At 73.3% G+C, this 25,985-nt stretch carries 19 protein-coding genes; 11 read left to right on the plus strand and 8 right to left on the minus strand.

Translation table 11 applies throughout. The annotated features are described in order from the left end of the window. The first annotated feature begins 57 nt into the window (after positions 1-57). On the plus strand, positions 58-3,072 hold the full coding sequence (locus AB0E67_RS10260; protein WP_362023445.1) for an AAA family ATPase: 3,015 nt from the start codon (positions 58-60) through the stop codon (positions 3,070-3,072). A gap of 327 nt (positions 3,073-3,399) precedes the next feature. Next, entirely contained in the window at positions 3,400-5,511 is a 2,112-nt protein-coding gene (locus AB0E67_RS10265) for a BTAD domain-containing putative transcriptional regulator (protein ID WP_362023448.1), read from the plus strand. Between the two features lie 118 nt (positions 5,512-5,629). Here the strand turns inward: AB0E67_RS10265 and lanKC are convergent, their stop codons facing one another. From lanKC to AB0E67_RS10280, 3 genes are all read right to left on the minus strand, one after another. Next, the gene (gene lanKC, locus AB0E67_RS10270) at positions 5,630-8,236 is read right to left on the minus strand and encodes a class III lanthionine synthetase LanKC (RefSeq protein WP_362023450.1); all 2,607 of its coding nucleotides are present in this window, start codon (positions 8,234-8,236) and stop codon (positions 5,630-5,632) included. Between the two features lie 36 nt (positions 8,237-8,272). Next, positions 8,273-9,772 (minus strand): MFS transporter, encoded by a 1,500-nt coding sequence (locus AB0E67_RS10275; RefSeq protein ID WP_362023452.1) that lies wholly within the window; start codon positions 9,770-9,772, stop codon positions 8,273-8,275. A gap of 219 nt (positions 9,773-9,991) precedes the next feature. Next, entirely contained in the window at positions 9,992-10,150 is a 159-nt protein-coding gene (locus AB0E67_RS10280) for a hypothetical protein (RefSeq protein WP_199883168.1), read from the minus strand. 494 nt (positions 10,151-10,644) lie between these two features. Here AB0E67_RS10280 and AB0E67_RS10285 point away from each other — a divergent pair, with 494 nt between their 5' ends. From AB0E67_RS10285 to AB0E67_RS10320, 8 genes are all read left to right on the plus strand, one after another. Continuing rightward, positions 10,645-11,808 carry a radical SAM protein gene (locus tag AB0E67_RS10285; protein WP_362023455.1) on the plus strand — a complete coding sequence of 388 codons (1,164 nt, stop codon included), beginning with the start codon at positions 10,645-10,647 and terminating at the stop codon, positions 11,806-11,808. Further along, the gene (locus tag AB0E67_RS10290; protein ID WP_362023458.1) at positions 11,805-12,602 is read left to right on the plus strand and encodes an iron-containing redox enzyme family protein; all 798 of its coding nucleotides are present in this window, start codon (positions 11,805-11,807) and stop codon (positions 12,600-12,602) included. Before AB0E67_RS10285 ends, AB0E67_RS10290 begins: the two co-directional genes overlap by 4 nt. Next, on the plus strand, positions 12,599-12,799 hold the full coding sequence (locus AB0E67_RS10295; RefSeq protein ID WP_073783162.1) for an aroma-sacti cluster domain-containing protein: 201 nt from the start codon (positions 12,599-12,601) through the stop codon (positions 12,797-12,799). The genes AB0E67_RS10290 and AB0E67_RS10295 overlap by 4 nt, the downstream gene beginning before the upstream one ends. Before the next feature lie 222 nt (positions 12,800-13,021). Continuing rightward, positions 13,022-16,450, plus strand: coding sequence for an adenylate/guanylate cyclase domain-containing protein (locus AB0E67_RS10300; protein WP_362023461.1), 3,429 nt, complete (start codon positions 13,022-13,024; stop codon positions 16,448-16,450). 2 nt (positions 16,451-16,452) lie between these two features. Then, positions 16,453-17,394 (plus strand): S8 family serine peptidase, encoded by a 942-nt coding sequence (locus AB0E67_RS10305; RefSeq protein WP_362023463.1) that lies wholly within the window; start codon positions 16,453-16,455, stop codon positions 17,392-17,394. Beyond that, entirely contained in the window at positions 17,394-18,014 is a 621-nt protein-coding gene (locus AB0E67_RS10310; protein WP_362023465.1) for a GAF domain-containing protein, read from the plus strand. Before AB0E67_RS10305 ends, AB0E67_RS10310 begins: the two co-directional genes overlap by 1 nt. A gap of 71 nt (positions 18,015-18,085) precedes the next feature. Beyond that, positions 18,086-18,883, plus strand: a complete 798-nt coding sequence (locus AB0E67_RS10315) for a sugar phosphate isomerase/epimerase family protein (RefSeq protein ID WP_362023467.1) — start codon at positions 18,086-18,088, stop codon at positions 18,881-18,883. A 329-nt stretch (positions 18,884-19,212) separates the two neighbouring features. Continuing rightward, complete coding sequence (locus AB0E67_RS10320) at positions 19,213-19,341, plus strand: hypothetical protein (RefSeq protein WP_362023470.1); 129 nt, start codon at positions 19,213-19,215, stop codon at positions 19,339-19,341. Here the strand turns inward: AB0E67_RS10320 and AB0E67_RS10325 are convergent. From AB0E67_RS10325 to AB0E67_RS10340, 4 genes are all read right to left on the minus strand, one after another. After that, positions 19,338-19,769 carry a hypothetical protein gene (locus tag AB0E67_RS10325; RefSeq protein ID WP_362023473.1) on the minus strand — a complete coding sequence of 144 codons (432 nt, stop codon included), beginning with the start codon at positions 19,767-19,769 and terminating at the stop codon, positions 19,338-19,340. The two genes, AB0E67_RS10320 and AB0E67_RS10325, sit on opposite strands and share 4 nt — an antisense overlap. A gap of 71 nt (positions 19,770-19,840) precedes the next feature. Beyond that, the gene (locus tag AB0E67_RS10330) at positions 19,841-20,314 is read right to left on the minus strand and encodes a hypothetical protein (protein WP_362023475.1); all 474 of its coding nucleotides are present in this window, start codon (positions 20,312-20,314) and stop codon (positions 19,841-19,843) included. A gap of 14 nt (positions 20,315-20,328) precedes the next feature. Then, complete coding sequence (locus AB0E67_RS10335; protein ID WP_362023477.1) at positions 20,329-21,483, minus strand: helix-turn-helix transcriptional regulator; 1,155 nt, start codon at positions 21,481-21,483, stop codon at positions 20,329-20,331. A 135-nt stretch (positions 21,484-21,618) separates the two neighbouring features. Then, the gene (locus tag AB0E67_RS10340) at positions 21,619-21,987 is read right to left on the minus strand and encodes a hypothetical protein (protein ID WP_362023479.1); all 369 of its coding nucleotides are present in this window, start codon (positions 21,985-21,987) and stop codon (positions 21,619-21,621) included. A gap of 962 nt (positions 21,988-22,949) precedes the next feature. Between AB0E67_RS10340 and AB0E67_RS10345 the strand changes: the two genes are divergently transcribed. Continuing rightward, the gene (locus tag AB0E67_RS10345) at positions 22,950-24,830 is read left to right on the plus strand and encodes a glycoside hydrolase family 3 protein (protein ID WP_362023481.1); all 1,881 of its coding nucleotides are present in this window, start codon (positions 22,950-22,952) and stop codon (positions 24,828-24,830) included. A 276-nt stretch (positions 24,831-25,106) separates the two neighbouring features. Here AB0E67_RS10345 and AB0E67_RS10350 read toward each other — a convergent pair. After that, positions 25,107-25,985, minus strand: an 879-nt coding sequence (locus tag AB0E67_RS10350; protein ID WP_362023483.1) for an IS110 family transposase, incomplete at its 5' end; no start/stop codon positions are given.

Consider the following 25,985-nt stretch of genomic DNA (forward strand, 5'->3'; position numbering starts at 1 on the left):
CGGATCAACATGTTTGGCATACTCCCCCGACGGATTCGGCTCAAGTAGCCTGCGTCCATGCGTGCCACTTCGTCGGTGATTGTCGGAAGAGTCACAGAGACCTGCCTGTTGGGCAACGCCCTGGACGACGCGTCGCGACGTTCGGGGCGTGCGGTTTTTTTTGTCGGGGACGCGGGCATCGGCAAGTCCCGGCTGGTCGGTGAGTGCGCGTACCGGGCGTACGCGCGGGACATGCCGGTGCTTCGCGGCAGGGCCACGTCGACCGGACTCGTCGTACCGTTCCGGCCGTTGATCGAGGCGCTGTCCTCCCGGTTCCGGGCGGCCGGGCCGCCCACCGACCCGGAGTTGGACCCGTACCGTCCGGCGCTGGCCCGGCTGGTGCCCGAGTGGCGCCGGGGCTCCTCGCCCGGCTACCCGGAGACGGTGGTCGAGCTGGCGGAGGCGCTGCTGCGGCTGCTGTCGGTGCTCGGGAAGGAGCACGGGTGCGTGATCCTGCTGGAGGATCTGCACGACTCCGACACCGAGACGATCGCGGTGGTCGAATATGTCATCGACAACGTGGCGGAGCTGCCGGTGCTGCTGCTGGGCACACTGCGCCCGGAGCCCGGCGCCGCCCTCGACCTGGTGCGTTCCGCCGAGCAGCGGCAGGTCGCCACCGTGCGGGAGCTGACACCGCTCGGTGCGGCGGAGGTGCTGGAGATGACCGCCTCGTGCCTGGAGACCACCCCGGAGGAGGTGCCGCAGGCCACGCACGAGCGGCTGGCCGGGCGGGCCGGTGGCAATCCGTATCTGGTCGAGGTGCTGCTGGCCGATCTGCTCGACTCCGGGCAGTTGCGACGCTCCGGGGACCGGTGGCAGGCGTACTGCAGCCCGGACGCGGCCGTGCCGACCGGGGTGGTGCGCAGCTGGGCACGGCGGCTGGACCGGTTCGACGCACCGGTGCGCGAAGTGCTGTTGTGCGCGGCCACGCTGGGCAGTCAGTTCTCCGTCTCCGTGCTCCAGACCGTCACCGGGCTGGACGACCGCACGCTCTTCAGCCATCTGCGCTCCGCCGTCGAGGCGAGCATCATCGCCCCCGACGGGGCGGACCCCGACCGCTACACCTTCCGGCACGCACTGACCGCCGAGGCGCTGGTGGCCTCCCTGGCCCCGGCCGAGCGGGCCGCGATGGCACGCCGCGCGGCGCACTCCCTGGAGGCGGTCGCGCACGAACTCGGCGACGAGCAACTCCAGTTGATGGCCTCCTTACAGATGGCCGGGGGCGACAGGCACGGCGCGGCCCGGCAGTTCGCGGCCGTCGGACGGCGGATGCTCACGGCGGGCGCGTCGGGTTCCGCCGTCATCCTGCTGGACCGGGCCCGTTCACTGGCCCACGCGTCCGACGTACGGGCCGTCACCGAGGCGCTGGCGGTCGCCCATGCCGAGGCGGGCGAGCTGGACACGGCCCTGACCCTGGCCGCGGAACTGCCCCCGGTGCCGGCCCGTTCGCAGGCCGCCGAGCAGCGCGGCGAGACCCATGTCCGGATCGCGTGGGCGGCCGTGATGGCGGAGCGTACGGAGGAGGCCGCCGGTCAGATCAGGGCCGCGCGGAGCCTGCTGGGCGCGGCGCCCCCGCCGGAGAAGGAGGCGGCGCTCGACGTGGTGGAGGGGCATCTGGCACTGCTGCCCGGCCAGTCCCGACCCGAGCAGCCCCAACCCGGGCGCACCGCTCCTGACCAGTCCCTGCCCGAGCAGTCGCGCCCCGGGCAGGAGAGCCGGGAGAAGGCGGCCCAGGAAGGGGAGGCGCGGGAGGCCGTACGAGACGCGGCGCGGCGGGCCGCCGCCGTGGCCGAGGAGCGGAACCTCCCCGTGGTCGCCTGCCAGGCATGGCAGTTGCTGGCGTTGCTGTCCCGGGAGCACGGCTTCGACGAGGCCGATTCCTGTCTGGAGCGAATGCTGTCCGTGGCCGAGCAGCACGCCCTCCCGGTGTGGCGGGTGGAGGCGCTGGTCCGGCTGGGAGCCAACACGTTCATGCGGACCGGTGATCCGGCCCGGCTGGAGACGGCCCGGACCGCCGCGGAGTCGCTCGGCGCGCTGGTGCCGACCCAGACCGTGGACGGGCTGCTCGCCATGAACGCGGTGATGCGCGGCGAGTGGGACGGGGCGCAGGAGATCGTCGAGCGGTCGGTGGCCGCCAGCGCCCGGATCCGCAACCTGGGGGCGCACCGCTACCTGCTGCTGGCCTCGGCGACGCTCGCGGCGCACCGGGGCCGAAGACGGGACCTGGACCGGGCGCTGGTCCGGTTCCGCCGAGCGGGCGGTGAGGAATCGTTGCTCGTTCCTCTGCAACTGGGGCTGTGCCGTGCTTTCGCCGCGCTGCTGGAGGAGGACCGCGGCCAGGCGCTGGCCGATCTCGATGCCTCGCTGGCCTGGGAGAGCGAGCACCCAAGCTTCTTCTATCTGAGCGGGCGGCACGGGCTGCGCCCGCTGCTGCGGACCATCGAGGGGCTGGACGGACGGGCGGAACTCGCCGCCGTACTGGGGAGTCCGGGCGCCGACCTGGCCTGGAACCAGTTGTTCCTGCGGCTGGCCGATGCCGTCCTGCGGGGCAGGGAAGGCGATACGGAACGGGCCGCGCGAATGGTCCGTTCGGCGGTCGCGGACGCGGCCGTGTTCCCCCTCGCCCGTCATCTGGGGCTGCGGCTGGCAGCGGGTGCGGCGCTCACCGAGAAATGGGGCGAGCCGGTCGCCTGGCTGCGGGCGGCGGAGGAGTACTTCTACGCGGCGGGAATCCAGCCGGTCGCCGCCGCCTGCCGTGCCGGGCTGCGGCAGGCGGGGGTCAGCGTCGGGCAGCACCGGGGCGGCTGGGACCGCATACCGGCCCGGCTGCGGACGAGCGGGGTGACGCCGCGCGAGTACGAGGTCTTCGTGCTGCTGGCGGAACGGCCGGGGAACCAGCAGATCGCCCGGCGGCTGTCGATATCGCCGCGCACGGTGGAGAAGCACATGGCGAGCCTGCTGAGCAAGACGGGGCGGTCGGACCGGGCGGCGCTCTGCGAGTTCTCCGCCGAGTGCGCGGCGGAACACGACTGACACGCACGGCGTGCGGACGCCTCGGTCGCGTGCCGACGCGTACCGGGCCACGCCCGTCGCGCACGGACGCACGCACCCGCCTGCCCGCCCACCCACGAATCGCCCGCACGGATACCCGGGCGAGGGCCGGACGGGCGGGGTCGGGGCCCGGCGGGGCGGATCGTGGAGGTCCGGGTGTCCAACATGGGGGCACGGGGCGGGTTTGGTCGGGCTCCGGTACGGAACATGCGGGAACGGCACCGATGTGGTGGCGGTCACCCCCGGCGGACCATCCAGGTGTGCGACCGGCAGACAGCTGTCCGTCCCCGGTTCTTCGGAGGCCCGTCCATGACCCCACCCCCCACCCGCACATCGCCGCCCGGCGCGCTCAGCCTCTCGCTCCTCGGCCCGCTCTCCGGAAGCGTGGGCGGGCGGCCGTTGCCGCTCGGCCCCCGCAAACAACGGCTCGTCCTGGCCATGCTGCTCAGCCGGCCCAACACCCCGGTGCCGGTGGACGTCCTGACCGACGCGGTGTGGCCGGACGCGCCACCCCGTACGGCACGCAAGAACCTTCAGGTGTACGTCAGTTCGGCCCGCGCACTGCTGGGCGCGCGATGTTCCGGAGGGCCGGACGGCGACGACCGGGAACGGCTGGCGCACTCCTGCGGCGGCTATGTGCTGCGGGTCGGCGAGGAGGAGTTGGACAGCCTGCGCTTCCGGTCACTGGCCGCGGCGGGGCGGCGGGCGGCCGACGAGGGCGACCCCTCGGCCGCCGCCGGACTGCTGCGTCAGGCACTGGATCTGTGGCAGGGGCCGCCGCTGCACGGGCTGTGCGACTCCCCGGAGGTCGCCGCCGAGGCGGAACGGCTGGAGGCCCGGTGTCTGACCGTGCACGAGGACTGGGCCGAGACGGAGATATCCCTGGGACGGGCGTCCGCCGTGGTGGACGGGCTGCGGGACCTCGCCGAGCGGCATCCGCTGCGCGAGCGGATCCGTACCGCGTGGATGGACGCGCTGCACCGGACCGGGCGCCGGGCCGAGGCACTGGCCGTGTACGACGACTACCGCCAGTCGCTGGCACGGGAGTTGGGGCTGGAGCCGGGGGCCGCCATCGCCGCCAGGCACCGCGCGATACTCACCGGACGGGGCGACGGCGACCGCCCCCGGTCGGCGTCCGGGGCGGGCTCGCGGACACCTGCGGCGTCGGGCCGCGCCTCGAGACCGATGCCGGCACCGGGGCAGGGAAAGGCCGCGACACCGGCACCGGCGGCGGCGCCCGTACCGGTGTCGCCGACCGCACCGCCCGCACTTCCCGCCGTTCTCCCCGACTTCACCGGGCGGGGCGAGCAACTGCGTGAACTGCTGGACGTCCTGGACGGGGAGAGCGGCCGGGTGGTCGTGGTCACCGGGGCCGCGGGAACCGGGAAGACGGCCCTCGCGGTCCGGGCGGCGCGGCTGCTGGCGGAGCGGTATCCGGACGGTCTGATCCACCTACGGGTCCGCGACGAACGCGGGGTGGTGCGCCCGCCCTCGGGGCTGGCCGGCGAGCTGTTGCGGCGGGCTGGCGCCGCCGACCCGGCGGGTCCGGTGCCGGAGCCGGACGCGGAGCGCTGGCGGTACTGGGCGGCGGGGCACCGCCCGCTGGTCGTGCTGGACGACGTACCGGACGAGGGGACGGTTCGCGAACTGCTGCCGGGCACCGGCCGCGGCTCGTTCGTGCTGACCGCGCGGGGCCAGCTGGCCGGACTGGCCCCGGTGCACCGGATGGCGCTGCCCCCACTGGCCCCGGCCGAGGCGCTGGAACTGCTCGGCCGGCTGATCGGGCCGGGGCGAGTGGGCCTGGACCGGGCCGCGGCGCTGCGGATCGCCGAGTCCTGCGGCCATCTGCCGCTGGCGGTGCGGGTGAGCGGCATGCGGCTGGCGGTGATGCGCCATCTGCCGCTCGCGGAGTACGCGGAGCGGCTGGCCGATCCGGACGGGGCCCTGGACGAACTGGTGGCCGGTGATGTGTCCGTGCGGGCCGGACTGGCCTCCGGCTGGCAGGACCTGTCGTCCGGGAGCCGCCCCGCACTGGCCCGGCTGGCCCGGACGGTACGCGAGGGGCCGTTCACGCTGCCGGAGGCGACGGCGGCGTTCGGCTGCGACGAGCGCCGGGCGCTGCGGACGCTGGAGTCGCTGATCGCCGCCGGCGTGGTGACGTGTCCCAGCGGCGAGGTCACCGCGCACGCGGTGCTCTACGAGCTGCCGCGCCTGACCGCGCTGTACGCCCGCGAGCGGTCGTCCACCCCGGTAGGAACCGAAGTCCCCGGGGCGCCCGGCGTGGCCGGCGTAACCGGCACGGCTGGGGTCCCCGGTGTGCCCGAGGGTTTCGAGGTGCCCGGAGTCGCCGGGGATTCCGCAGGCCCCGGACTCGCCGACCCGGCGGCCACGGTCTCCCGTACCGCGCTGCCGGTGGGCTGAGTCCGCGTCAGCACGACGCGGCAGGCCGCCCGGCCTCGCCCCGGGGAGGGGAGGAACGGGGCGAGCACGACGCGGCGGGCCGCCCCGGGAAGAAGGGGGCGGCCGGCCGCGTCGCTCATCACCCCAGCGTCAGCACGTCCAGCAGGTCGGGCCGTTCGTCGGGCGCGGCGAACATCGTGTGCAGGGCGAGCAGCACCCCCGCCGCGCCGGTCGCGAAGTCGGCGGAGAACCGGCGCAGTCGCGCTCCCGGCACCAGCAGCCGGTCCTGTTCGGCGACCAGATGCCAGGAGAGGTTCCGCACCGACTCCAGCAGTTCGGGGCGCCACGCCTCGATGCCGCCGTTCCCATGGCGTGCCGACCGGTGGCCGGGACGTGCCAGCTGATGGGCGGTGGCCGCCAGTCCGCTGCGGCCGGTGACGAGCCCCGGCTCGCGGACGAACTCCAGGACGCACCCCTCCTCGATACCGGGCAGCAGTGCGGCGAGCGCCGGGTCCTGCCGGTGGGCCAGGTAGCGCTGGGCGACCAGCGCGATACCGCCGCTGCCCTGGTCCAGGTAGAGGAGATGACGCTTCCCGTCCTTCACCTGCACGCTGCCGCCGGGCATGTCCACGCAGTGCCCGGCCTCCCGGGTGAGAGCCGCCCCGGCGGCCCGCAGCAGCCAGTCCTCGCCGGTGAGCGCGTACAGCTCCAGCTGGAGCAGCGCGGCTCCGGAGAGCCCGCGCAGCAGGCCCGCCGAGGGCGGTGCGGGCGGGCCGTCGGTGGCCTCGCCACGGACCAGCGAATCGAGTTCCCAGGCGGTCCGCAGGGCCCGGTCGAGGAGTTCCGCGTCGAGGAGTTCCGCGTCGGGCGCGGCGAGCCGCAGGGCGGCCAGCGCCGTCCCCGCCGTGCCGGTGCGCAGATCGGCGGAGGTGGCGGCAGGTGCCCGCAGGGCCCGGTCGAGCAGTTCACGGCCCTCCTCGCGGCGGCCGAGCCGGGCCAGCACCACGGCGATGCCGGGCAGCCCGTCGTACAGCCCGCCCGGAGCGTCCGGGTCGCGCCGCAGGGCCGCCCGCGCCAGCCAGTCGACGTGCTCGTCGGGGACCGGGGCGCCGACGCGGTGCAGCGCGTACAGCACCCCGGCGGCGCCATGGGCGGCGCAGGCACCACCAGTGGCGAAGCCCGCCAGGTCGCCGGGGTAGAGCCGGTCGGTGCGCTCGGGTGTGGCCCCGGCGCGGATGCCGGCCAGCAGCCGTTCACGGATGCCGGGCCAGTCGGGTACCGGACCGCGCAGCAACCCGTCCACCGTCGGCTCGCCGCTGTCCGCCGGCAGGCCGTGGGCGAGGACGGCCGGTCGCGGCGGCCCCGCGTCGGGACCCAGCCGGTACCGGGCACGGGCCCAGCGTTCGATGGTGAGGGCCTTGCCCCGGTCGTGGTCGGTCACCTCCATCAGCGGCATCAGGGTGTGCAGCCAGATCGCCCAGAGCGCGTAGGCGTCCGCCTCGGCTCCCCTCTTGACGCCGAGCGGCGCCTGGAGTCCGGGGGCGCCGGCGAGCGGCGTGTCCTGGTCGTCGAGATCGGTGGCGTACTCGAAGTCGATCAGGACGACCCGGCCGTCGGGGCGGAGGATGACGTTGGCGGGGTGCACGTCCGCGAACCGCAGCCCGCGGGCGTGGATCCGGTCGAGGGCCTCGGCGAGCCCGGTCGTCACGGATTCGGCCCAGCGGGAGTAGGCGTCGAGTTCGGCGGGGGTGCGTTCGCCGCGTACCAGCGGGAAACGCTCGACGATCTCGTCGAACAGGGTGGTGCCCTCGATGTACTCCTCGATCAGGAAGTGGTGTTCCCAGACCGTGCGGACGCCGTACACCTCGGGCACGCAGTCGAGTCCGGCGAGCCGGGTCAGGGCCCGGTGCTCACGGTGCAGCCGGGTGACGGCGTCGTCCCCTGCGGGGTCGAGACCGCAGTGCGGCCGGGCCTCGCGCAGCACCACCTGCTGCCCGGTGGTGCGGTGCTCGGCCAGGTAGATGCCGCCCGCGTTGGAGAACTGGAGTGCCTTGGTGACCTTGTACGGGAAGTCGTCGTCGCGGGCGGCGGCACGAGCGGCGAGATGGGGGCGCAGCGGCTCGGGGACGGTCACCCACTCGGGTATCCGGAAGACCACGCCCCGGGTGTCGGGGACGAGTTCGCCGGACGGGTGGCGCATCGCGCGGACCCGGTTCCCGTCGACGTCCCGGCACCAGTGCTCGACGAACGCGCCGTAGCGGACGTGGACGGGAGAGTTCCCGATCCGCAGATCGCTGAGGATGTACGGTCCGCTGCGCCCGTCCAGGGCCCGGGTCAGGGCGTCCAGCACCCGCAGGAACGCGGCTTCGCCGTCGGGGTAGAGGGTGAGGAACTTGCCGGCACCGGACCGGTTCATGTACTTGGCCGACATCAGCCGCAGGGCGCGTGCGCTGCGCAGGAACTTGAACGGCACCCCCTGTTCCAGGCAGATCCGGGCGGTGTCGGCGAGAGTGCGTTCGGCCTCGTCGGGGAGGGTGGAGATGTGGATCTTCCAGCCCTGCTCGGGCAGTTGGGCGGAGGCGGGGTGCAACGCGGTCCACAGGCCGGTGGTGCCGCGCCGCCAGCCCTCGGGCGGTTCGGCGCGGTCGAGCGGGTAGCGGGTGTCCTCGTCGGGCAGCCGGGCCGGGGTCTCGTAGTAGCGGCGGTCGGCGAGGCAGTAGAGCTGGGTCTCCTGGATGCCGGGCACGGCATACCTCCTGGGCTGGTCTCCTGTGACGCGTGGTCAGGGGCGGGGGCTGCCGGCCCCGGTGCGGTCCGCACCGGTCTCGTGCGCGAGGGCCCCGTTCGCGGGGGTCCGGATCGCGGGGGTTCCGTCGTCGGCGATCGCGTCCGCGCGGGTCTCCTCCTCGTACGGTGCGGAGGGTGCCGGGCTCCCGTCCTCGGCCGGGCCGGAGGGTTCGGTGGCCCCGGAGGGTTCGGTGGCCCCGGAGGACTCGGCGGCGCCGGAGGACTCGGCGGCGCCGGAGGACTCGGTGGGCCCCGGGGAGGCGCCCGACCTGGAAGAGGCGGCCGCCGCGACCACCGCCGGGCCCGGCCGGGCGGACGGGGCGAACGTGACGACGGCGGCGGACACGGCGAGGACCGTGGCGATCGCCCCGAACGTCGCGCGGCTGCCGAAGGCGGTGAGAAGCGCGCCCCCGGCCAATGGCCCGAACGGCTGGACCAGTGAGGAGAGGAACCCGGCGGCGCTCTGCACCCTGCCCACCCGGTCACCGGGGGTGACGGCCAGCAGGGTGGAGAGGAAGCCGATGCTGGCCACGGTGGACAGGCACATGCAGGCGGCGCAGAGCAGACCGGCGAACAACGGGATCCGGACCCAGGCCATGGCGAGGGCGCCCGCCACGCAGAACCAGCAGGTGGCGGCGATCAGCGCCCAGGTATGGCGTTCGGGGCGCAGCCGGGGGGCGAGGAGCGCGCCGGTGAGCGCCCCGACCGAGATGAAGGTGACGACGGTGCCGCCGCCGAGCCCGGACCTCCCGCCGCCCGAGAAGACGGTCAGCGCGGTGAACGTCAGGGCACCGAAGGCGAAGTTCATGCCGAGCCCGAAGACGAGGAGCACGGTCCGCAGATAGGGCAGCCGCCACAGGAACGAGAGCCCGGCGGTCAACTCGGCCTTGCTGAAGGCGGATCCGGCCCTGGCCTCGGACCTGGACCGGGTGCGTACCAGGGCCACGCAGATCGTGGACAGCAGCAGCCCGATGGCCTCGGCGAGGAACGGCAGGACCGGGTGCAGTCCGAACAGGGCGCCCCCGACCATCGGCCCCACCAGCCGCGCGGTGGCGGTACGGGCCTGGAGGCGGGCGGTCGCGGTCCCCATGTCCTCGGGGGGTACGACGCTCCGCATCAGCCCGAAGGCTGCGGGCCCGTAGAGGCTGCCGATGACGGCGCCCGCGCCCGCGACCAGGAGCACCAGCGGCAGCGGGACGTGCCCGGTCCACACGGCCACGACGAGGGCGCCGACGACGCAGAAGCTGCCCAGGTCGCACAGGCGCATCAGCCTGCGGCGCTCCACCCGGTCGGCCATCACCCCGCCGGGGAGCATGGTGATCAGGACCGCGGTGACGGACACCGTGCTGATCGCACCGGCCTGCACGGCCGATCCGGTCTCGCGGAGCACGAGGAGAGGCAGGGCCAGTGCGGTCATCTGGGTGCCGAGAACGGCGAACAGGCCGCTCATCCACAGCAGTCGGAAGTCCCGGTTGGTTCGTAGCGTGGCGGCCATCGTCGGCTCCCGGTCGGTGATTCGGGGACAGGGCTCGGCCGGTGGCCCGGCGAAGGCGACGGCCTGGCTGGGGGGCGGGGACCCGGTGAACGCGGGGCCGGCCCGGGAAATCGAGGCGGGGCGGTCTCCGTGACACGGAGCCGCCCCGTTTCGGCCGGCCGGGCGCCACGGGGAAGACGTTCCTTCCCCGGGGTGGCGCCGCGGCCCGGTCATCAGCCCTTACTGCTCCGACAGAACGAGGCTCACGGTGCTGACGCAGCTGCCGTCGATCTCGCGCTCGTGGTTGACGGCGGTCTCCTGGAGGTCCAGCACGGAGTGCGCCTCGACCTCGGGGGTCTCGTTGTTGTCGTCGGCGACGGGCTTGGTGTTCTCGGACATGGTGGTCTCCGTCCACTCGTCTATCGCGGTCGTCTCCGGTCGCCCCGGGCGTGGCCCGGTCCTTCCGGTGCGGCCGGCGGGTGCCTGCCGCTGACCAGAAAGTTAGGAACCCCGGCCTGGCAAACGGCTCGACGCCGGTATGGGGGCGGTATCGCGGCTGCTCACCGGGGATGGACGGACGACGGACGGGGGCGGACAGCGGTACGGGGGCGGCCACCGGGCCGGGCGGCGGTCCGCCGGACGGCGTCCGGCCTGCGGCCATACCGGTTCCGGGCCGGTGCCGGGCCGGTGCCGAACCGTCCGGCCGGAGGCTGTGTACGCGCACGGCCACCGCGCGCCGTACCTCGTTCCAGCACCTCCCGCACCTCCCGTGGTTCCCGCATGTTCCGCACGCCCAGTACCTCGCGCACGCCCAGTACCTCGCGCACGCACCTCCATACCTCCCGCACGACGCGCGCACGGAGACGCCCCCTACGCCCGAAGGAGACGGCCGGATGGAACTCGCCGAACTCATCGGACTGCGGCCGGTCCCGGCCGGTGGAGTGCTGGTCACCCTGACCCGGCGCTGCCCGTTGCGCTGCGCCCACTGCTCCACCGGCTCCGCACCGGAGGTACGGGAGGAACCGGGGGCGGAGGCGCTGGAACGGTTCGTCTCCTCGTTCACCGCCGCGGACCGGCCCGAGGTGATGATGCTGACCGGTGGTGAACCGCTGCTCCGGCCGCGCCTGGTGGCCGCACTCGCCCGTTCCGCGCGGGCCGTCGGGACCCGGACCGCGCTGCTCAGCGGGATGTTCTTCGCCCGGTCGGGCGGGCTCCCGGAACCGGTGCGGCGGGCGGTCCGCACGCTCGACCACTTCTCCGCCAGCCTCGACCTGCATCACGAGCGGGAGGTGCCCCGGGCCGCGGTGTTCCGGGCGGTACGCGAGATCCGCGGGCTGGGGGTCGCGGTCAGTTTCCACCTCACCGGGACCGGCGAGGACGACCCCTATCTCGCGGACGTGACCGCGGACATAGAGCGGACGTTCGGCGGTACGGTGCCGTCCCTGGTCAACGAGGTGCGGCCGTTCGGCCGTGCGGCGTCCTGGGCCCGCCCGGCGCGTACCGTCCCCGCCGCCCGTGACGAGCCGGGCGGCGGGGGCGCGCTGCCGTGCGCGATGGCCGCCTGGCCGGTGGTCGCCTTCGACGGGACGGTCCTGGCCTGCTGCAACCAGGACACCGTGGACCGCCGCCCCGCCCCGCCCCATCTGCGGCTCGGTCATGTCGCGGAGGACGACTGGGCCTCCGTACGGGCGCGGACGCTGCGGTCCCCGCTGCTGCGGCTCGTCCGCACGGTCGGCCCTGCCCACCTGCGACAGCGGTGGGCGCCGGGCACCCCGTCCGGTTCCTACTGCGGGGACTGCCGGGCGCTGGGCGACCGGTCGGAGGTGGTCGCGGCGGCCGGTGCCCTGGCAGCGGGCGCCGCGGGCGCGCTGCTCGACCTGACCGCGGCCCGGCAGCAGCACGCCCAGGGGCCGGTGGCCCTGGTGAGGCGCCACGGCTGCGCCGCGTACGCCGACCTGGTGGCGGCCCCGGGCGGCGGCGAGCAGACCCCCGACCAGGCTCCGTCACCGGCCGCGTACCCGGCTCCGTACGGGGTGACGGGAGGCACCCGGACATGAGTGCCGTCGAACCGACCACCCCGTCCGTCTCCGAGCGACCGTCCGCCTCCGAGGGCCCATCGGCGGCCGGCCGGCCGTCGGCCTCCGAGCGGCTGCGCGTCAAGCTGTCCTTCGCCGAACCGGCGTTGCGGACGGCCCTGGCCGGACTGTGGCGTACCGAGGGCCTGTTGCCCCGCTACCAGGCGTACCTGAGCACGATGCACGCGGTGATCCGCGCCTCCGTACCGCTGATGGAACGTGCCGCCGAACGGGCCGCGCTGCTGGAGCGGTACGGCGATCCGCTGAGCGCCTCGCTCGTCCCCTATCTGGACGGTCACATCCGGGAGGAGGCGAACCACGACGCCTGGCTGCTGGAGGACCTGGCGGCGGCCGGCGCCGACCCCCGGGACGCGGTGGACCGGGTGCCCGATCCGCTCGTCGCCTCGCTGGCGGGCGCCCAGTACTACTGGATCGAGCACCACCACCCGGTGGCGCTGCTCGGTTACATCGCCGTTCTGGAGGGCCACGCCCCGGCCGCCGGACTCGCGCCCCGGCTGGCCCGGCTGACCGGGCTGCCCGCCCCCGCCTTCCGTACCGTGCACGAGCACGCGCGCCTCGACGACGGCCACTTCGCCGAGCTGCACGCGCTGCTCGACCGACTGCCGCTGTCGCGGGGGCAGGAGACCGCGGTCGCCGTCAGCGCCCTGCACACCACCGACGCGCTCACCCAGTTGTTCGTCCGGCTCGGGCGCGCCGTACCGGACCGTCCGGTGCGGGGGGCCGGACGGTCCGTCTCGATGGGAGGCCCGTCATGACCGAACCACCGGACCGGCTCGCCGTGCTGTACGGCGCCGGGTTCGCCGTCGATCTGCTCACCGATGAACAGCGCCGGGTGCTGAACGACCTCGCGCCGGAGGAACTCACCGTGCTGCTCGACATCAAGTCCCGGCTGGACGCCGTCGGACCCGAAGTGGAGGCGCACGGCGAGATCGCGGGCGGAGCCCTGTTCTAGTGCCGCTCCCGGCAACGTCGAACTGCCGCCACTCGGCCGGAGGCGGGGCCGGGCGGCGCCCTGTTCCAGGGCCTCTCGGCGCCGGCGCCGTGCCCGGTGCCAGTAACAAGCCCCACCGGCACCGGGCCCACCGGCTCCAGCGGAAGCCGACGAGGACAGGCGAAGGCAAGAAGAGAAGCGGACAAGCAGATGCGAGCAGCGACGAGCAGAGAGGAAGCGCCGATGAACTGCACTTCGTGCCGGCACCGACTGCCCGCCGATGCACGGTTCTGCCCGTCCTGCGGCACCCCGTGCCCGGCAGCCGCCGCGACCGCGCCTCCGGAGGACGAGCGCAAGCTGGTCACCGCGGTCTTCTGCGATCTGGTGGGCTCGACGACCCTGTCCGGACAGCTCGACCCGGAGACCCTGCGCACCGTGACCCTGCGCTATTTCGCCGTCATGAGCGAACGGATCGAGGCGCACGGCGGCACCTTGGAGAAGTTCATCGGCGATGCCGTGATGGCCGTCTTCGGAGTGCCCGTGATGCGCGAGGACGACGCGCGGCGGGCACTGGCCGCGGCGCTCGGGATGCGCGAGGCGCTGGCCGATCTCAACACCGAGCTGGAGGCCTCGCTGGGCATCCGGCTCAGCGTCCGGATAGGCGTCAACACCGGTACGGTCGTGGCGGGTTCCGATGCGGGTGCCCGGCAGGCACTGGTCTCGGGCGAGACCGTGAACGTGGCCGCCCGGCTGGAGCAGAACGCCGCCACCGACGAGATCCTCATCGGCCCGCAGACCCTGGAGGCCGCCGGGCCGACCGTGGTCGTCGAGGAGGTCGGCCCGCTGCGGCTCAAGGGCAAGAGCGACCGGGTGACCGCGTACCGCCTGATCGCGCTCGGCGCCGACGACCCCGAACTGCTGCGCCGCTTCGACGTGCCGTTCATCGGCCGGGCAGAGGAACGGGCGGTGCTGGACGAGGCCCTGGACCGGACGGCCCGCGAGGCGGGGCCGGGGCTGGTCCGTCTGGTCGGCGACGCCGGGATCGGCAAGACCAGGCTGGCGCGCGAATGGCTGGCCGGGCTCGCCGGACCGGGCCGACCGGTCATCGGTACCGGGCGCTGCCGCAGCTACGGCGACCACGGCACCCTGACCCCGCTGGCCGACGCGGTACGGGAGGCGCTGGCCTCCCCCGACGCCCGGGAGTCCCTCGGCGCGGCGGCCGGGCGGGCGAGGGCGGCAGTGGCGGACGCGCGGGCGGTGCTGCGGGGCGGCCTGCTGCACGACGGCACGCCCAACGCCCCGTTCGAGGACATGTGCGCGGCCCTGATCAGCGTGCTGGGCAGGGCCGCGGCCCGGCTCCCGGTGGTGCTGGTCATCGACGACTGGCACTGGGCCGAGCCGCTGCTGGTGCGGACGGTGGACCGGCTGGCCGGGCCGCTCGGCCGGGCGGGCGTGCTCATGGTGTGCCCGGGCCGCCCGGACGGCCCCCCGCCCGCCGCCGATCCTCCCGCGCACCCGGCCCAGGTCCTGCCGCTCGCCGGTCTGTCCCGCGCCGAGGCGGCCCTGCTGGTCCGCACGCTGACCGGAACGGCGGACGCGACCGCGACCGCGGGGAACGGCGACGGACCCCACGGACACGAGGCGCACGGGCAGGAGACGCACGGGCAGGAGACGCACGCGCACGGCGCGCACGGGCATGAAGCGCACGGGCACGGTCTCCACGGCCATGACCTGTACGACCGCGCCGAAGGCAATCCGCTGTATCTGGAACAGCTGCTGATCCCCGCCGGGCCGGACCGGCCGACCCCGCCTCCGGGCCCCCGTACCACCGGCGAACCGGCGCTTCCGCCGACCCTTCAGGCGCTGCTCGGCGCCCGGATCGGCGCGCTGGAGCGCACCGAACGCGCCACCCTCGACCTGGCCGCGGTCCTCGGCCGGGACTTCACCGCGCCGGAACTCGTCCGGCTGACCCGGGCCGCGCGCGCGGCGGAGACCGTGGACCGGTACGGCCTGTACGGCCTGTACGACCCGTACGAGCACCCCGACCATGCCTCCGGCACCCCCGGAGCCTCCTCCGCCTCCCTCTTCTCCTCCCCCGTCTCCCGCACCCCGCTGGAGGAAGGGCCATCGGTGCCGGAGGACGACGACCGGATCCGGGTGACTCGGGCGCTGACCCGGCTGCGGCGGCGCCGTCTCGTGGAGGCCGCGCCGGGCGGCGATCCGGACGCGGGACGGCACCGGTTCAGCAGTGGCCTGGTCCAGGAGGTCGCGTACGCCTCGATGTCCAAGCGGGCCAAGGCGGAACGGCACGCCTGGGCGGCCGAACTGCCCAGTGTGACGGCTACGGGCGAGGCGGCGGTCGGCGGTCACCTGGAGCGGGCGTACCGGTACCGCACCGAACTCGGTCTGGCCGACGGCCGGGCCGATGCCCTGCGGATCCGGGCCGCGTCCGCGCTCGCGTCGGCGGGGGCGCAGGCGCTGGCCCGTTCCGATCTGCACTGGGCGCGGGGACTGCTGGAGCGGGCCGTGGCCCTGCATCCGCCGGGCGACCCCGCCGCGGCACCGGCGCTGCGCCGGCTCGGCGAGGTACGGCTGGCGCTCGGTCACCCGGAGGAGGGTGAACGCCTGTTGAGACAGGTCCTGACCGTCGAGGCGGCTCCGGTGGAGGCCGCGCACGCCCGGCTCGCGCTGGCGTCGCTCGACCCGGGCGCGGTGAGCATGTCCTCGGCCGCCCGCACGGTGCTGCCGCTCTTCGAGTCCGCGGGCGACTCCGTCGGCCAGGCGCGGGCCCGGCTGCGGCTGGCGCAGCAGTTGCAGCGGGCCGGACGGCACGAGGAGGCCGACCGCGATCTGACGCTGGCCCTGGACCACGCGGTGCGGGCCGAGGCCGAACCGGAACGGGCGGCGGCGCTCGGCGCCATCGGGATCTCGTTGTGGCGGGGCCCGGAACCGGTACCGGTCGCGGTGGCGCGCTGCCGGGACCTGCTCGCCGCGCACGGGGCCGGACGGCCCGCCGTACGCACCACGCTGAACTGTCCGCTGGCCGTGCTCCACGCGCTGCACGGCCGGGCGGACCGGGCCGGGGAGTGCCTGGCCGAGGCGGAACAACTGGCCGAGGACCTGGGCTATGCGGAGGCGGAGGTCTTCATCCCGGTGTTCCGGGCGACGGTCGAGGCGCTGCTCGGGCACACCGATCCGGCCCTGGGCCTGCTCGTCCGGGCGGACCGCGCGGCGGCGCGCGCCGGGGCCCGGTCCATGCGGCCGGCCATCGCGCTGGAGGCGGCGCGGCTGCTGCTCGACGACGGCCGGCCGGACGCCGCCGGTCCGTGGCTCGAAGAGGTCGGGGCGCCCCGAGCGCTGCCGCACGCGGACCGGGTGGACCTCGCCGGGCTGCGTGCCCGGCTGGCGGCGGAGGCCGGGGAGCGGGAGGCCGCCCTGCGCCGCGCGGACCGCGCCGTACAGGACGCCCTGCTGACCGACTCGCCGCTGGTACGGGCCACCGCGTCGCTGGACCGGGCGCGGACGCTGGCACTGCTGGACGATCCGGACGGGGCAGCGGCGGCGGCGCGGGAGGCCCGGGAACGGTTCGCGGAGAAGGGACATCTGCCGGGCGAGCGGTGGGCGGCGCGGCTCGCCGCGGGACCGGCGGCGGCCACGACGGAGAAGAGCTGAGGATGACGACCACGGAAACGGCCCCCGGACCGGGACAGGCACCCGTACCCGCACCGGCATCTCGGCCGGCCCCGGCACACGCCGCCTCGCCCGACGCGGGGCTGACGTGGAGTCTGCGGGGGCGCGGCCCCGACGACGTGGTGGTGCGGGCCGACCCCGGTCCCCGGCCCGGCGACGGCGGTGGCGACGGCGGCCCCGTGCCGGGCACCGGGCGGGGCGTGCGGGTCTGCGTGGTGGACTCCGGGGTCGAGCGCGACCACCCGGGGGTCGGGCCGGTGGCCGGTTCCTGGGTGGTGGTCAAGGACCCGGAGACCGGCGACACCGAGATCAGGGAGACCGACACCGGGGACACCTGCGGGCACGGCACCGCGTGCGCGGGGATTGTCCGCCGGACCGCCCCGGAGTGCGAGCTGTACAGCGTCCGCGTCCTGGGGGAACGGTTCTCCGGCACCGGGGACGTCCTGCTCGCCGGGCTGCGATGGGCGGTCGAGCAGGGCTTCGACGTGGTGAACCTGTCGTTGTCCACCACCCGCGCCCGGTTCGCCCAGGAGCTGCACGCGCTGGCCGACCACGCCTACTTCAGCCGCACGGTCGTCGTCGCCTCGGCGCACAACAGCCCGGTGGAGAGCTATCCGTGGCGGTTCGCGTCGGTGATCTCGGTGGGCAGCCACCAGGAGGACGACCCGGATCTGCACCTCTACAACCCCGAACCGCCGGTGGAGTTCTTCGCCCCCGGCCAGAACGTGTCGGTGCCCTGGCTGGGCGGCACATCGATCCGTACCACCGGGAACAGCTTCGCGACCCCGTACATCAGCGGGCTGTGCGCGCGTCTCCTGTCGGCACACCCCAGGATGACGGCCTTCCAGCTCAAGAACGCTCTTTATCTCTCCGCGGCGAACGTGCGGTTCGGCCCGCGGCCCTCCGATCCGGCAGGAGAGGTCTGATGACTCCAGGAACCGAATCAGCGTCAGTGACTCCGGGAACGGCCCAGGAGGCGCTCCCGGCGGTGGCCGCGGCCCGGCGCGAACTTCTCCAGTCCGTCGTCGACGTGGCGCGGGCCATCTTCGGCGCGGCGGCGAGCTCGGTCTTCCTGCTGGACGAGGAGGCCGACGAGCTGGTGTTCCAGGCGGTCTCCGGACAGGGCGAGGAGTTCCTGGTGGGCCGCCGCTTCCCGGCCGGGCGTGGGATCGCGGGCTGGGTGGCGACCTCGGGCGAGCCGATGGTGGTGGACGACCTCGATGCCGACCCGTCCTTCGACCGGTCGCTCGCCGAGTCCACCGAGTACGTGCCGAGCGCGCTGATGGCGGCCCCGCTGATCAGCGACGGCCGGGTGCTCGGCGTGCTGGAGGTGCTCGACCCGTCGCCGTGCGCCCGTACGGACCTGCGGGAACTGGACCTGCTCGCGATGTTCGCCCGGCAGGCCGCCGCGGCACTGCGGGTGGTGGCGTACGCGCCGGCCGATACCGGGACGCCGGGCGCGGGCGGCCGGCTGGACCCCCGTCAGCGGGCGGACGCGCTGCGGCTGCTGGGTAGTCTGGAACAGCTGCTCCGAGAGCCGTGCTGAACGACGGGGAGCCGTGACGTGCGTCCGGAAGCCGAGCAGTGGCGAACGGCGACGACGGAAGGACCACGCACGTGAAGCTCGCTTTTTCGACCCTCGGGGTGCCGGGCATGCCGATGGCGGAGGTCGTCCGGCTCGCCACCGAGCACGGCTATCAGGGCGTGGAGCTGCGCGCCCATCCGGAGGAGCCGGTGCACCCGGGCCTCTCGGCCTCCGAACGGGCCGCCGTTGCCGAGGAGTTCGAGAAGCACGGCGTCGAGATCCTGACCGTGGCCGGATACGCCCGGGTCGCGGCCGAGGGCGACGACGGGCCCGTGTTGGACGAGATCGCCGCCCTGGTGGAGCTGGCCCACGACCTGGGCGCGCAGAACGTACGGGTCTTCCCGGGCGGCGGCGGCCAGGACCCCGCGACGGCCGACGAGACGGCCGCCCGGAGGCTGGCCGCCGCCGCGCCGCACGCCGAGGACCTGGGCGTACGCGTCCTGCTCGAAACCCATGACTCGCACCGGGCGGGCGCCGACGTGGCCCGGGTCGTCGGCACGGTCGGGCACCGGCGGATCGGCGCGCTGTGGGACGTCATGCACACCTGGCTCGCGGGCGAGGACCCGGCCGCCGGCCATGCGGTGCTGGCCCCGCACCTGGGCTACGTACAGGTCAAGGACATCGCCGCGGCGGACGACCCGACGCCGCTGCCGCTCGGCGCCGGGGTACTGCCGCTGGCCGCCTGCCTGGAAGCGCTCGGCGGGGACGCCTGGGACGGCTGGGTCTGCTGGGAGTACGAGAAGCGGTGGCACCCGGCGGCGGCGGAACTTCCGGGCCTGCTGGCCGCCGGCCGGGACCACCTGCTGCGGTTGGGGGCGGCGGGGCGGTAGGGCGCCGGTCGGCTCCCGCGCCCGCCGACAGCCGCCCCGGTACCACTGCCACGCGTCCGGCCGGAGTGACGGTGTCCGCCTCCGCGGCTTCGGCCGGACCTGGCGAGGTCAAACGACGCGGGAGCGACGACTTGCCGAGCCGCGAGGAATACTTTGGCAAGTGACCGCGCAGTGAACCGGTCCGTACCACGAGTGGCTTCGGGTCTCGCGCCTCTCGCAGCGTTCGCACTACACCGCGAAACGGAGGAAGCACCGATGGGCGCAGAAGGAGTTGCTGGAGCTGCCGAAATGCCACACCGGGCATCCTCTCCCTCTGCGATGGCGGAAGCATGGACGTCCTGAACACCTCGAATCAGCTTGCCAAATTCCAGAACCGCACCGACCACTTGATCGACCGCGTCGCCGAACAGTCGGATCACAACTGCTGGCTCGCCACCATCGAGGATAGTTGTTTTTAGGCCAGCTCACGATCGACGTGGTGCAGATAGCTGAACGGGTGACCGTTCCGTGCGTGAAATATCGGGCGGACCTCGCGAGTAGCAATATTGAATCCAATACTCCCCGCTATTGCAGCGACCCAATCAAGCTCGGGAAAAGCTAAGGCACCTGCAGCGGCGGTAGCCACTCCCACGGTGGCCGCAATAGATCTGGAGACCCATGCCATGCGACTATCTCTCACAGCCGACTGATATTCCTCACGGGCCTGCGACAACTCCACCTGCATTTGTCTCAGCACGTCAGCCGGATGCTCCCAGTCGCGGCGCAGATCGCTGAGCATAGTTTGCGTGGCGCCGATTAGGCGTTCTCGCTCGGTAGCATATTTCTCGCGAAAGGCCAGCACCTCGGAAGTCGGAGTATCCGGCGCAGGGGTGGGCAGCAGTTTCAACCGTAATGGACCACAAAGGCCATCACTACGGCACGTCATTGACCGGGCAGAGTCACACGCCCGCCTCGTCTCTACCGCGAGGCCCCGTCTGGCCAGACGATGGTGACGGGCACGCCTGTTTCGCGTGCATAGCTGACGACATCTGCCGTTCCTCCGAAGCCACGGGCGGGTTTGCCGTCCCATACGGCCAGGAGGCGGTCGGACAGACCTACGAGGATTTCGCTACCAGCCTGATGAGCTTCCGATGTCGACTCGATGAGCCCGGTACGGTGAACGCCCGAAGCTCTGCTGAGCAGGTGGTCGTAGTCGGGGTGGTGCCAGTCGGGCAGTCCGGCTCGGTATTCGGTTGCCGGGATGACGACTTCGAGCTTGGCGCCCGCGTCGAGCGCGATCTGTGCCCACCATGTGTCAGGACCGTCGGCGATGCAGCTGATGGCCACGAGGTCGGTGGTGTCCAGCGTCTCGATCTGAGCGGCGAGGCTGGCACGAACCTGTTCGGCCACGTCCGAGGGGAGGCCGCGGTGGCCGGTGATACCGATGCGCATGTGTGGCTGTCTCTCTACAGATAGGTTGTGTGTAGCTGAGCGTCGAACTCGCGCACCATAGCGGTGCGTCCGAGATCCGTGTAGGTGGAGCGGAGGCGTCGCGCCCGTTCAACGATCTTTCCCGAGCGGAGCCGGATGCCTTCTCCAAGGGCGCGTGAGGCCAGGGCGAATGCGACATCCGCGTCACCGGATCTGAGATGGCTGGTGGCGGCGTCGATGGTCAGCAGCGCCCTCTGTTTGTCGTTGCCATTGCTGAGCGCGACAGCAATGTCCTTGTCCGATACCCGAATCGGTAGCACGGGGGCGAGGCGGGACGCACAGGTGATGCGGCAGGAGGCGATCTTGCGCTGGTCGAAGGCGAAGATCCAAGGCCAGACGACGGGGCCGACAGGCATCTTGCTCGCATGGCGTTCACACGTACGCAGGGCGCGTTCACAGGCGGAGCGGTCGCCCTTGCTTGCGTAAGCGATGGCTTCGATGGATGCCAGCCACACGGTTGCAAGGACGGGAGCGTCATTTCCGAGGTGGTGGCGGGCTTCGCTGACCAGACGCAAGGCTTCGTGCGGGGCCCCCGTGTCGGCTTCGAAGCTGGCCAAGCTGCCGACTTGGTAGGCGACGAGGAGCTTGTCGCCGGAGGCATGGGCGGCTTTGATCGAGGAACCGTACCAGCGGCGTGCGGAGCCGTAGTCGGCCATGTCCCAGTCGAGCCAAGCGGCGAAGCTCGCGGCCTCGCTGCCGACCGAGGCCATGCGAGCACGACAGGCTGCATTCGTCTCGGACTGGGCAACGCTCTGGATGAGCCGTAGGTGTCCGTGGACTGTGTCGGCAAGATCACTGGAGATGGTCGTCGCGTCGAGGCGCCGGTACGAGGTGGTGACCAGGCGTAGGGCAGCGGCCGGAGACGAGTCGCCGCCCGTCGGCCCGGCTGATGGGGCAAGTGCGGCTGGTATGGCTGCTGCTAGGCCAGTGGCGAGGAATTCGCGACGCTCCACGGGAGGGATTCCGTTCGACTGCTGATTGGCAAGGCCGACCAGTTCGAAGGGGAGCCCCAGGGCTGTTGCGGCCTTCGCCAAAGTGATCATGTTGTATGTGCCTGATCGGCTGTTTTCGAGCCGCGAGACAGCTGACTGGGTTAAGCCGCATTGGCGTGCGAACTGCGATTGGGTCATGCCCCCGCACGGGACCGCGCTCGGCCTGGCTTGAGGCGGAGGAGGGGGGTCGGCTCCCGCCCCGGCATGGGTGCTGAGTCGCTCAGTCCACGTCCTGCGCGGTGAGGCTCTCGACGGGCATCGGGGGCTCCTCGCTCAGCCGGTGCCGAACATCTGAACGGCGCCCCAGATCATGAACGCGAGAATGAGGGCGAAGACGACGAAGACGAAGACCAGGGCGATCCGGGGAATGCCCTTGGCTCGGACGCTCGTCCCGGTCGTGAGGTTCTCCACCTCGTTCATACGGAACGTCCCGGACTTCATCCTGCCGGAGCCTCGCACCCAGTCGCCGTCGCTGATGGCCCCCTCCACCCGGTATCCGCGCATCTCCACGGGGACGAGCTGGACGCGGTTCCCGGAGTCGTCGTACCGCTCGACACGGAAGGTCCACACCGCCTCGGAGGTGTCCCGCTGCTGCTCGGTCCGGACCTGGACGCCGTGCGCCTGCCCCTCGACGACGCGCACGGGCCCGGAGGGCGGTGGCGGGGGCGAGGGCTCCGGTGCGCTGTGGCGTCTCGGCGCCTCGGCAGGCGGACGGTCGCCGAAGCGGTCGTCCGGCGGGGGCGGCGGACGGTCCGGCGGGGGGCTCCAACTACTGTCGCGGCGACCGGATTCCTGGTCGGATCCGCGACGACTCCCGCGATACCGGGAGCCGTCGTCGAACTCGCGACGGCTCTCGCGGCGGCTCTCGGCGCGGCTCTCGCGGCGGCCGGAGCCCGCGTCGAACCGATCGCCCCGATCGCTCTGGGGCCGGCCGCAGCGCGCGCATGTCCAGGCGCCCGTCGGCACCTCGGCACCGCATCCTGGGCACGAAGTCACGGCATCACCCCGGTCGTCACTGGACGGTGTGCCCGCCCGGCAGTGCGTCCGGCTGCAGCGCACCTGTCGGCGGTGCGTCTCGTCGTGGCGGGCGGGGCCCGTTCCGCTGATCCCGGTCCTGCTGCCGGGCCTGGTTCAACGCGGGACCTTCAGCCACGTGCACCTCTCCGACCTGCTGCATCGCCGTCACCCTCCGGATTTCGGCGGGACTCCCGCGCGGCGCGGTCACGTCGGTTCCATCGATCGGCCGCCGACCGACGTCGCCCGGTTCCGCGGTCCTCGATGACACGACCATTGTCACCCGTACGGAGCCGGGCCGCGCGGCGAACGACCCCAGCGGCAGGCCCGGACCGGACCCCGCGACGGGACCGGGCCGAAACCCTGCGGCGGGTCCGGACCGGCCGGTCCCGCGAGGGCGCCGGGCCCGTCGGCGCCAAGCCGTGTCGCGGCACCGACGGGCCCTGCGCATTTCCGCCCACACCTCCACGTGTCATCGCCCGTATCGGACCGAACCCTTGACCGGAAGTTATTTTCTGGATATCCGTGCTCCTTGGAAGTTTCTTTCACCACTTCGTTCCCGATCCCCGAGCAAGGCCGAAGGAGCTCACGTGCCCCACCGCACCTCCAGACGCACGCTTCTCACCGTCACCGCCGCCACCGCCGCGGTCGCCGTCACGGGCGGGGTCGCCGCCCCCGCCGGCGTGGCCTCCCCCGCCGCGGGCTCCCAGGCCGCCGCGCGCGGCGGACACCCCGCCGGGCACCACAGGTCGGCCGCCACCACCAAGCGCCTCAAGCGGCTCATCTCCCGCATGAGCCTGGAGGAGAAGGTCGGGCAGCTCTTCGTGATGCGGGTGTACGGGCACTCCGCCACCGCGCCCGACCAGGCCGACATCGACGCCAACCTGGCCCAGATCGGGGTCCGCACCGCCGCCGAGCTGATCGCCAAGTACCACGTCGGCGGGATCATCTACTTCGTCTGGGCCCACAACACCCGCGACCCGCACCAGATCGCCGACCTCTCCAACGGCATCCAGCGCGCCGGGCTCGCCGGGCCCACTCCCCTGCCGCTCATCGTCTCCACCGACCAGGAGCACGGCATCGTGTGCCGGGTGGGCGAGCCCGCCACGCTGCTGCCGGGCGCGATGGCGCTGGGCGCGGGCGGTTCGCGCTCCGACGCGCGCCGGGCCGGGCAGATCGCCGGTGCCGAACTGGCCGCACTCGGCATCAACCAGAACTACGCGCCGGACGCGGATGTCAACGTCAACCCGGCCAACCCGGTGATCGGCGTACGCTCCTTCGGCTCCGACCCGCGGTCCGTGGCCGGGATGGTCGCCGCGCAGGTGAAGGGGTATCAGACCGGCGGGGTCGCCGCGACGATCAAGCACTTCCCGGGTCACGGCGACACCAGCACCGACAGCCACACCGGTCTGCCTGCCATCACCCACACCCGTGAGGAGTGGGCGGAGCTGGACGCGCCGCCGTTCCGGGCCGCGATCGCCGCGGACATCGACTCGATCATGACCGCCCACATCGTGGTACCGGCACTGGACCCGTCCGAGGACCCGGCGACCCTGTCCCGCCCGATCCTCACCGGCGTCCTGCGCGAGGAACTCGGCTACGACGGGGTCGTGGTGACCGACGCACTCGACATGGAGGGCGTACGGACGAAGTACGGCGACGCACGCGTACCGGTCCTCGCCCTGAAGGCGGGCGTCGACCAGTTGCTCAACCCGCCGAACCTCGCCGTCGCCTGGAACGCCGTCCTCGCGGCCGTGAAGAGCGGCGAACTCAGCGAGGCCCGGATCGACGAATCGATCCTGCGCATCCTGCGGCTGAAGACGAAGCTCGGCCTGTTCGACGACCCGTTCGTCAGCCACAAGGACGTGGACCGGGTCGTCGGGACACGCGCCCACCTCGCCGCCGCCGACCGGATCGCCGAGCGCACCACCACCCTGCTCGCCAACGACGGCGCGGTGCTGCCGCTCTCCCGCCGCTCCCACAAGAAGCTGCTCGTGGTCGGCGCCGACCCGGCCTCCCCCTCCGGCACCACCGGGCCGCCGACCACCACCCTCGCCACCGCGTTCACCGAACTCGGCTTCACGGCAACGGCGTTGTCCACCGGCACCGCACCCACCCGGGCGAAGATCGACGAGGCGGTGGCCGCCGCCCGGGGCAAGGACGCGGTGGTCGTGGGGACGTACAACGTGTCCGCGACCAGCTCCCAGCGCACCCTGGTGAGCGCCCTCGCGGCCACCGGGATCCCGGTGATCACGATCGCGATCCGCAACCCGTACGACATCGCGCAGCTGGCGGGCACCGGGTTCGCGGCGAGCCTGGCCACGTACTCCTGGACCGACGTCGAACTGCGCGCCGCCGCCCGGGTCATCGCCGGGCACGCCCGCCCGCGCGGCACCCTGCCGGTGCCGGTGCAGCGCGCGGACGATCCGGCGCGGGTGCTGTACCCGGTCGGCCACGGGCTGCGGTACTGACACCCGGTCCCTCGCCGATGTGCGAGGGCGGTGCACGGGGCCGGCCCCCGCGCACCGCCCACCGGCCCCGGAAGGTCCGGGGGGTGCCCCTATCTGTTTCGTCAACCCTGTCAGGTCGGTTCCCTGGGGTGGCGCTGGTTTTCGGGAACGTCCCGCGAAGCGGGACGTTCCCGGTGGATCGGGTGCGTGAGGGCAGCCCGGTGGCCGGCGGGGCCGGGGTGGGCCGTGCCGGTGGGTGGGTGTGATGGGGCCGGGAGGTCGGCGGGGGCGGGGTCGTCAGGCGGCGAGGGTGATGTCGTCGGGGGTGTGCGGTTCGTAGAGGGTGCCAGTGCGGATCATCGCGTGGATGACGTTCACGCGTTGCCGGGCCAGGCGGAGGATGGCCTGGGTGTGGGTCTTGCCGCGTGCGCGTTGGCGGTCGTAATAGATCCGGGAGGACAGGTCGGTCTTGCAGCCGATCGCGGCGAACGCTGCCTGGAACAGAGCACGTTTGAGGAGCCGGTTGCCGCGGTGGGGTGCGTGTTCACCGCGGATCGAGGTGCCCGAGGACTTCGTTGCCGGGGCGAGTCCGGCGTAGGAAGCGAGGTGTCCGGCGGTGGGGAAACCGGTGCCGTCACCGATCGCGACGATGACAGCGGCCGTGGTCCTGACGCCCATGCCGGGCAGGGACGTCAGGAGGTGGAAAAGAGGGAGGGCCTCCAGCAGGGCGGCGATCTCCTGCTCGGTGGCCTGTCGCTGGGCGTGGGCGGCGGCGAGCTGGGCGGCCAGGCCCGGCACGATCAGCGCGGACGCCTCAGTACCGGGAACGATGAGGGTCTGCTCGGCGAGCGCGTCGAAGATCTCTCCTGCCAGCTGCTTTGCCTTGCGTGAGCCGTGTGCCCGCAGCAGGGCCTCGCAGCGGGCCCGGCCGAGTCTCTTCAGTCTGGCCGGAGAGCCGTGCCGGGACAGGAGGGCCTGAATGCAGGGGTAGGCCAGGCGCGGGCCGAGCACACGCTCCAGAGAGGGATGGATCTGGGAGAGCAGGCCGCGCAGCCGGTTGGTGGTGCGGTTGACCTCACCGGCCAGATCGTTGTCGTAGCCGGTGAGCATCGTCAGCTCGGCCAGCGTCTCGTCGTCACGGTCCACCGCGCGCAGGGTATGCGGCAGGGACCGGGC

It is taken from the genome of Streptomyces sp. NPDC032161 (assembly GCF_040636995.1).
Lineage (GTDB): Bacteria > Actinomycetota > Actinomycetes > Streptomycetales > Streptomycetaceae > Streptomyces.

Coding starts and splice junctions, on each gene's coding strand:
- AB0E67_RS10320 (WP_362023470.1), top strand. CDS start 19,213: ATGGACGTCCTGAACACCTCGAATCAGCTTGCCAAATTCCAGAACCGC.
- AB0E67_RS10280 (WP_199883168.1), bottom strand. CDS start 10,150: ATGTCCGAGAACACCAAGCCCGTCGCCGACGACAACAACGAGACCCCC.
- AB0E67_RS10290 (WP_362023458.1), top strand. CDS start 11,805: ATGAGTGCCGTCGAACCGACCACCCCGTCCGTCTCCGAGCGACCGTCC.
- AB0E67_RS10335 (WP_362023477.1), bottom strand. CDS start 21,483: ATGACCCAATCGCAGTTCGCACGCCAATGCGGCTTAACCCAGTCAGCT.
- AB0E67_RS10310 (WP_362023465.1), top strand. CDS start 17,394: ATGACTCCAGGAACCGAATCAGCGTCAGTGACTCCGGGAACGGCCCAG.
- AB0E67_RS10260 (WP_362023445.1), top strand. CDS start 58: ATGCGTGCCACTTCGTCGGTGATTGTCGGAAGAGTCACAGAGACCTGC.
- AB0E67_RS10265 (WP_362023448.1), top strand. CDS start 3,400: ATGACCCCACCCCCCACCCGCACATCGCCGCCCGGCGCGCTCAGCCTC.
- AB0E67_RS10330 (WP_362023475.1), bottom strand. CDS start 20,314: ATGCGCATCGGTATCACCGGCCACCGCGGCCTCCCCTCGGACGTGGCC.
- AB0E67_RS10300 (WP_362023461.1), top strand. CDS start 13,022: ATGAACTGCACTTCGTGCCGGCACCGACTGCCCGCCGATGCACGGTTC.
- AB0E67_RS10285 (WP_362023455.1), top strand. CDS start 10,645: ATGGAACTCGCCGAACTCATCGGACTGCGGCCGGTCCCGGCCGGTGGA.
- AB0E67_RS10275 (WP_362023452.1), bottom strand. CDS start 9,772: ATGGCCGCCACGCTACGAACCAACCGGGACTTCCGACTGCTGTGGATG.
- AB0E67_RS10295 (WP_073783162.1), top strand. CDS start 12,599: ATGACCGAACCACCGGACCGGCTCGCCGTGCTGTACGGCGCCGGGTTC.
- AB0E67_RS10305 (WP_362023463.1), top strand. CDS start 16,453: ATGACGACCACGGAAACGGCCCCCGGACCGGGACAGGCACCCGTACCC.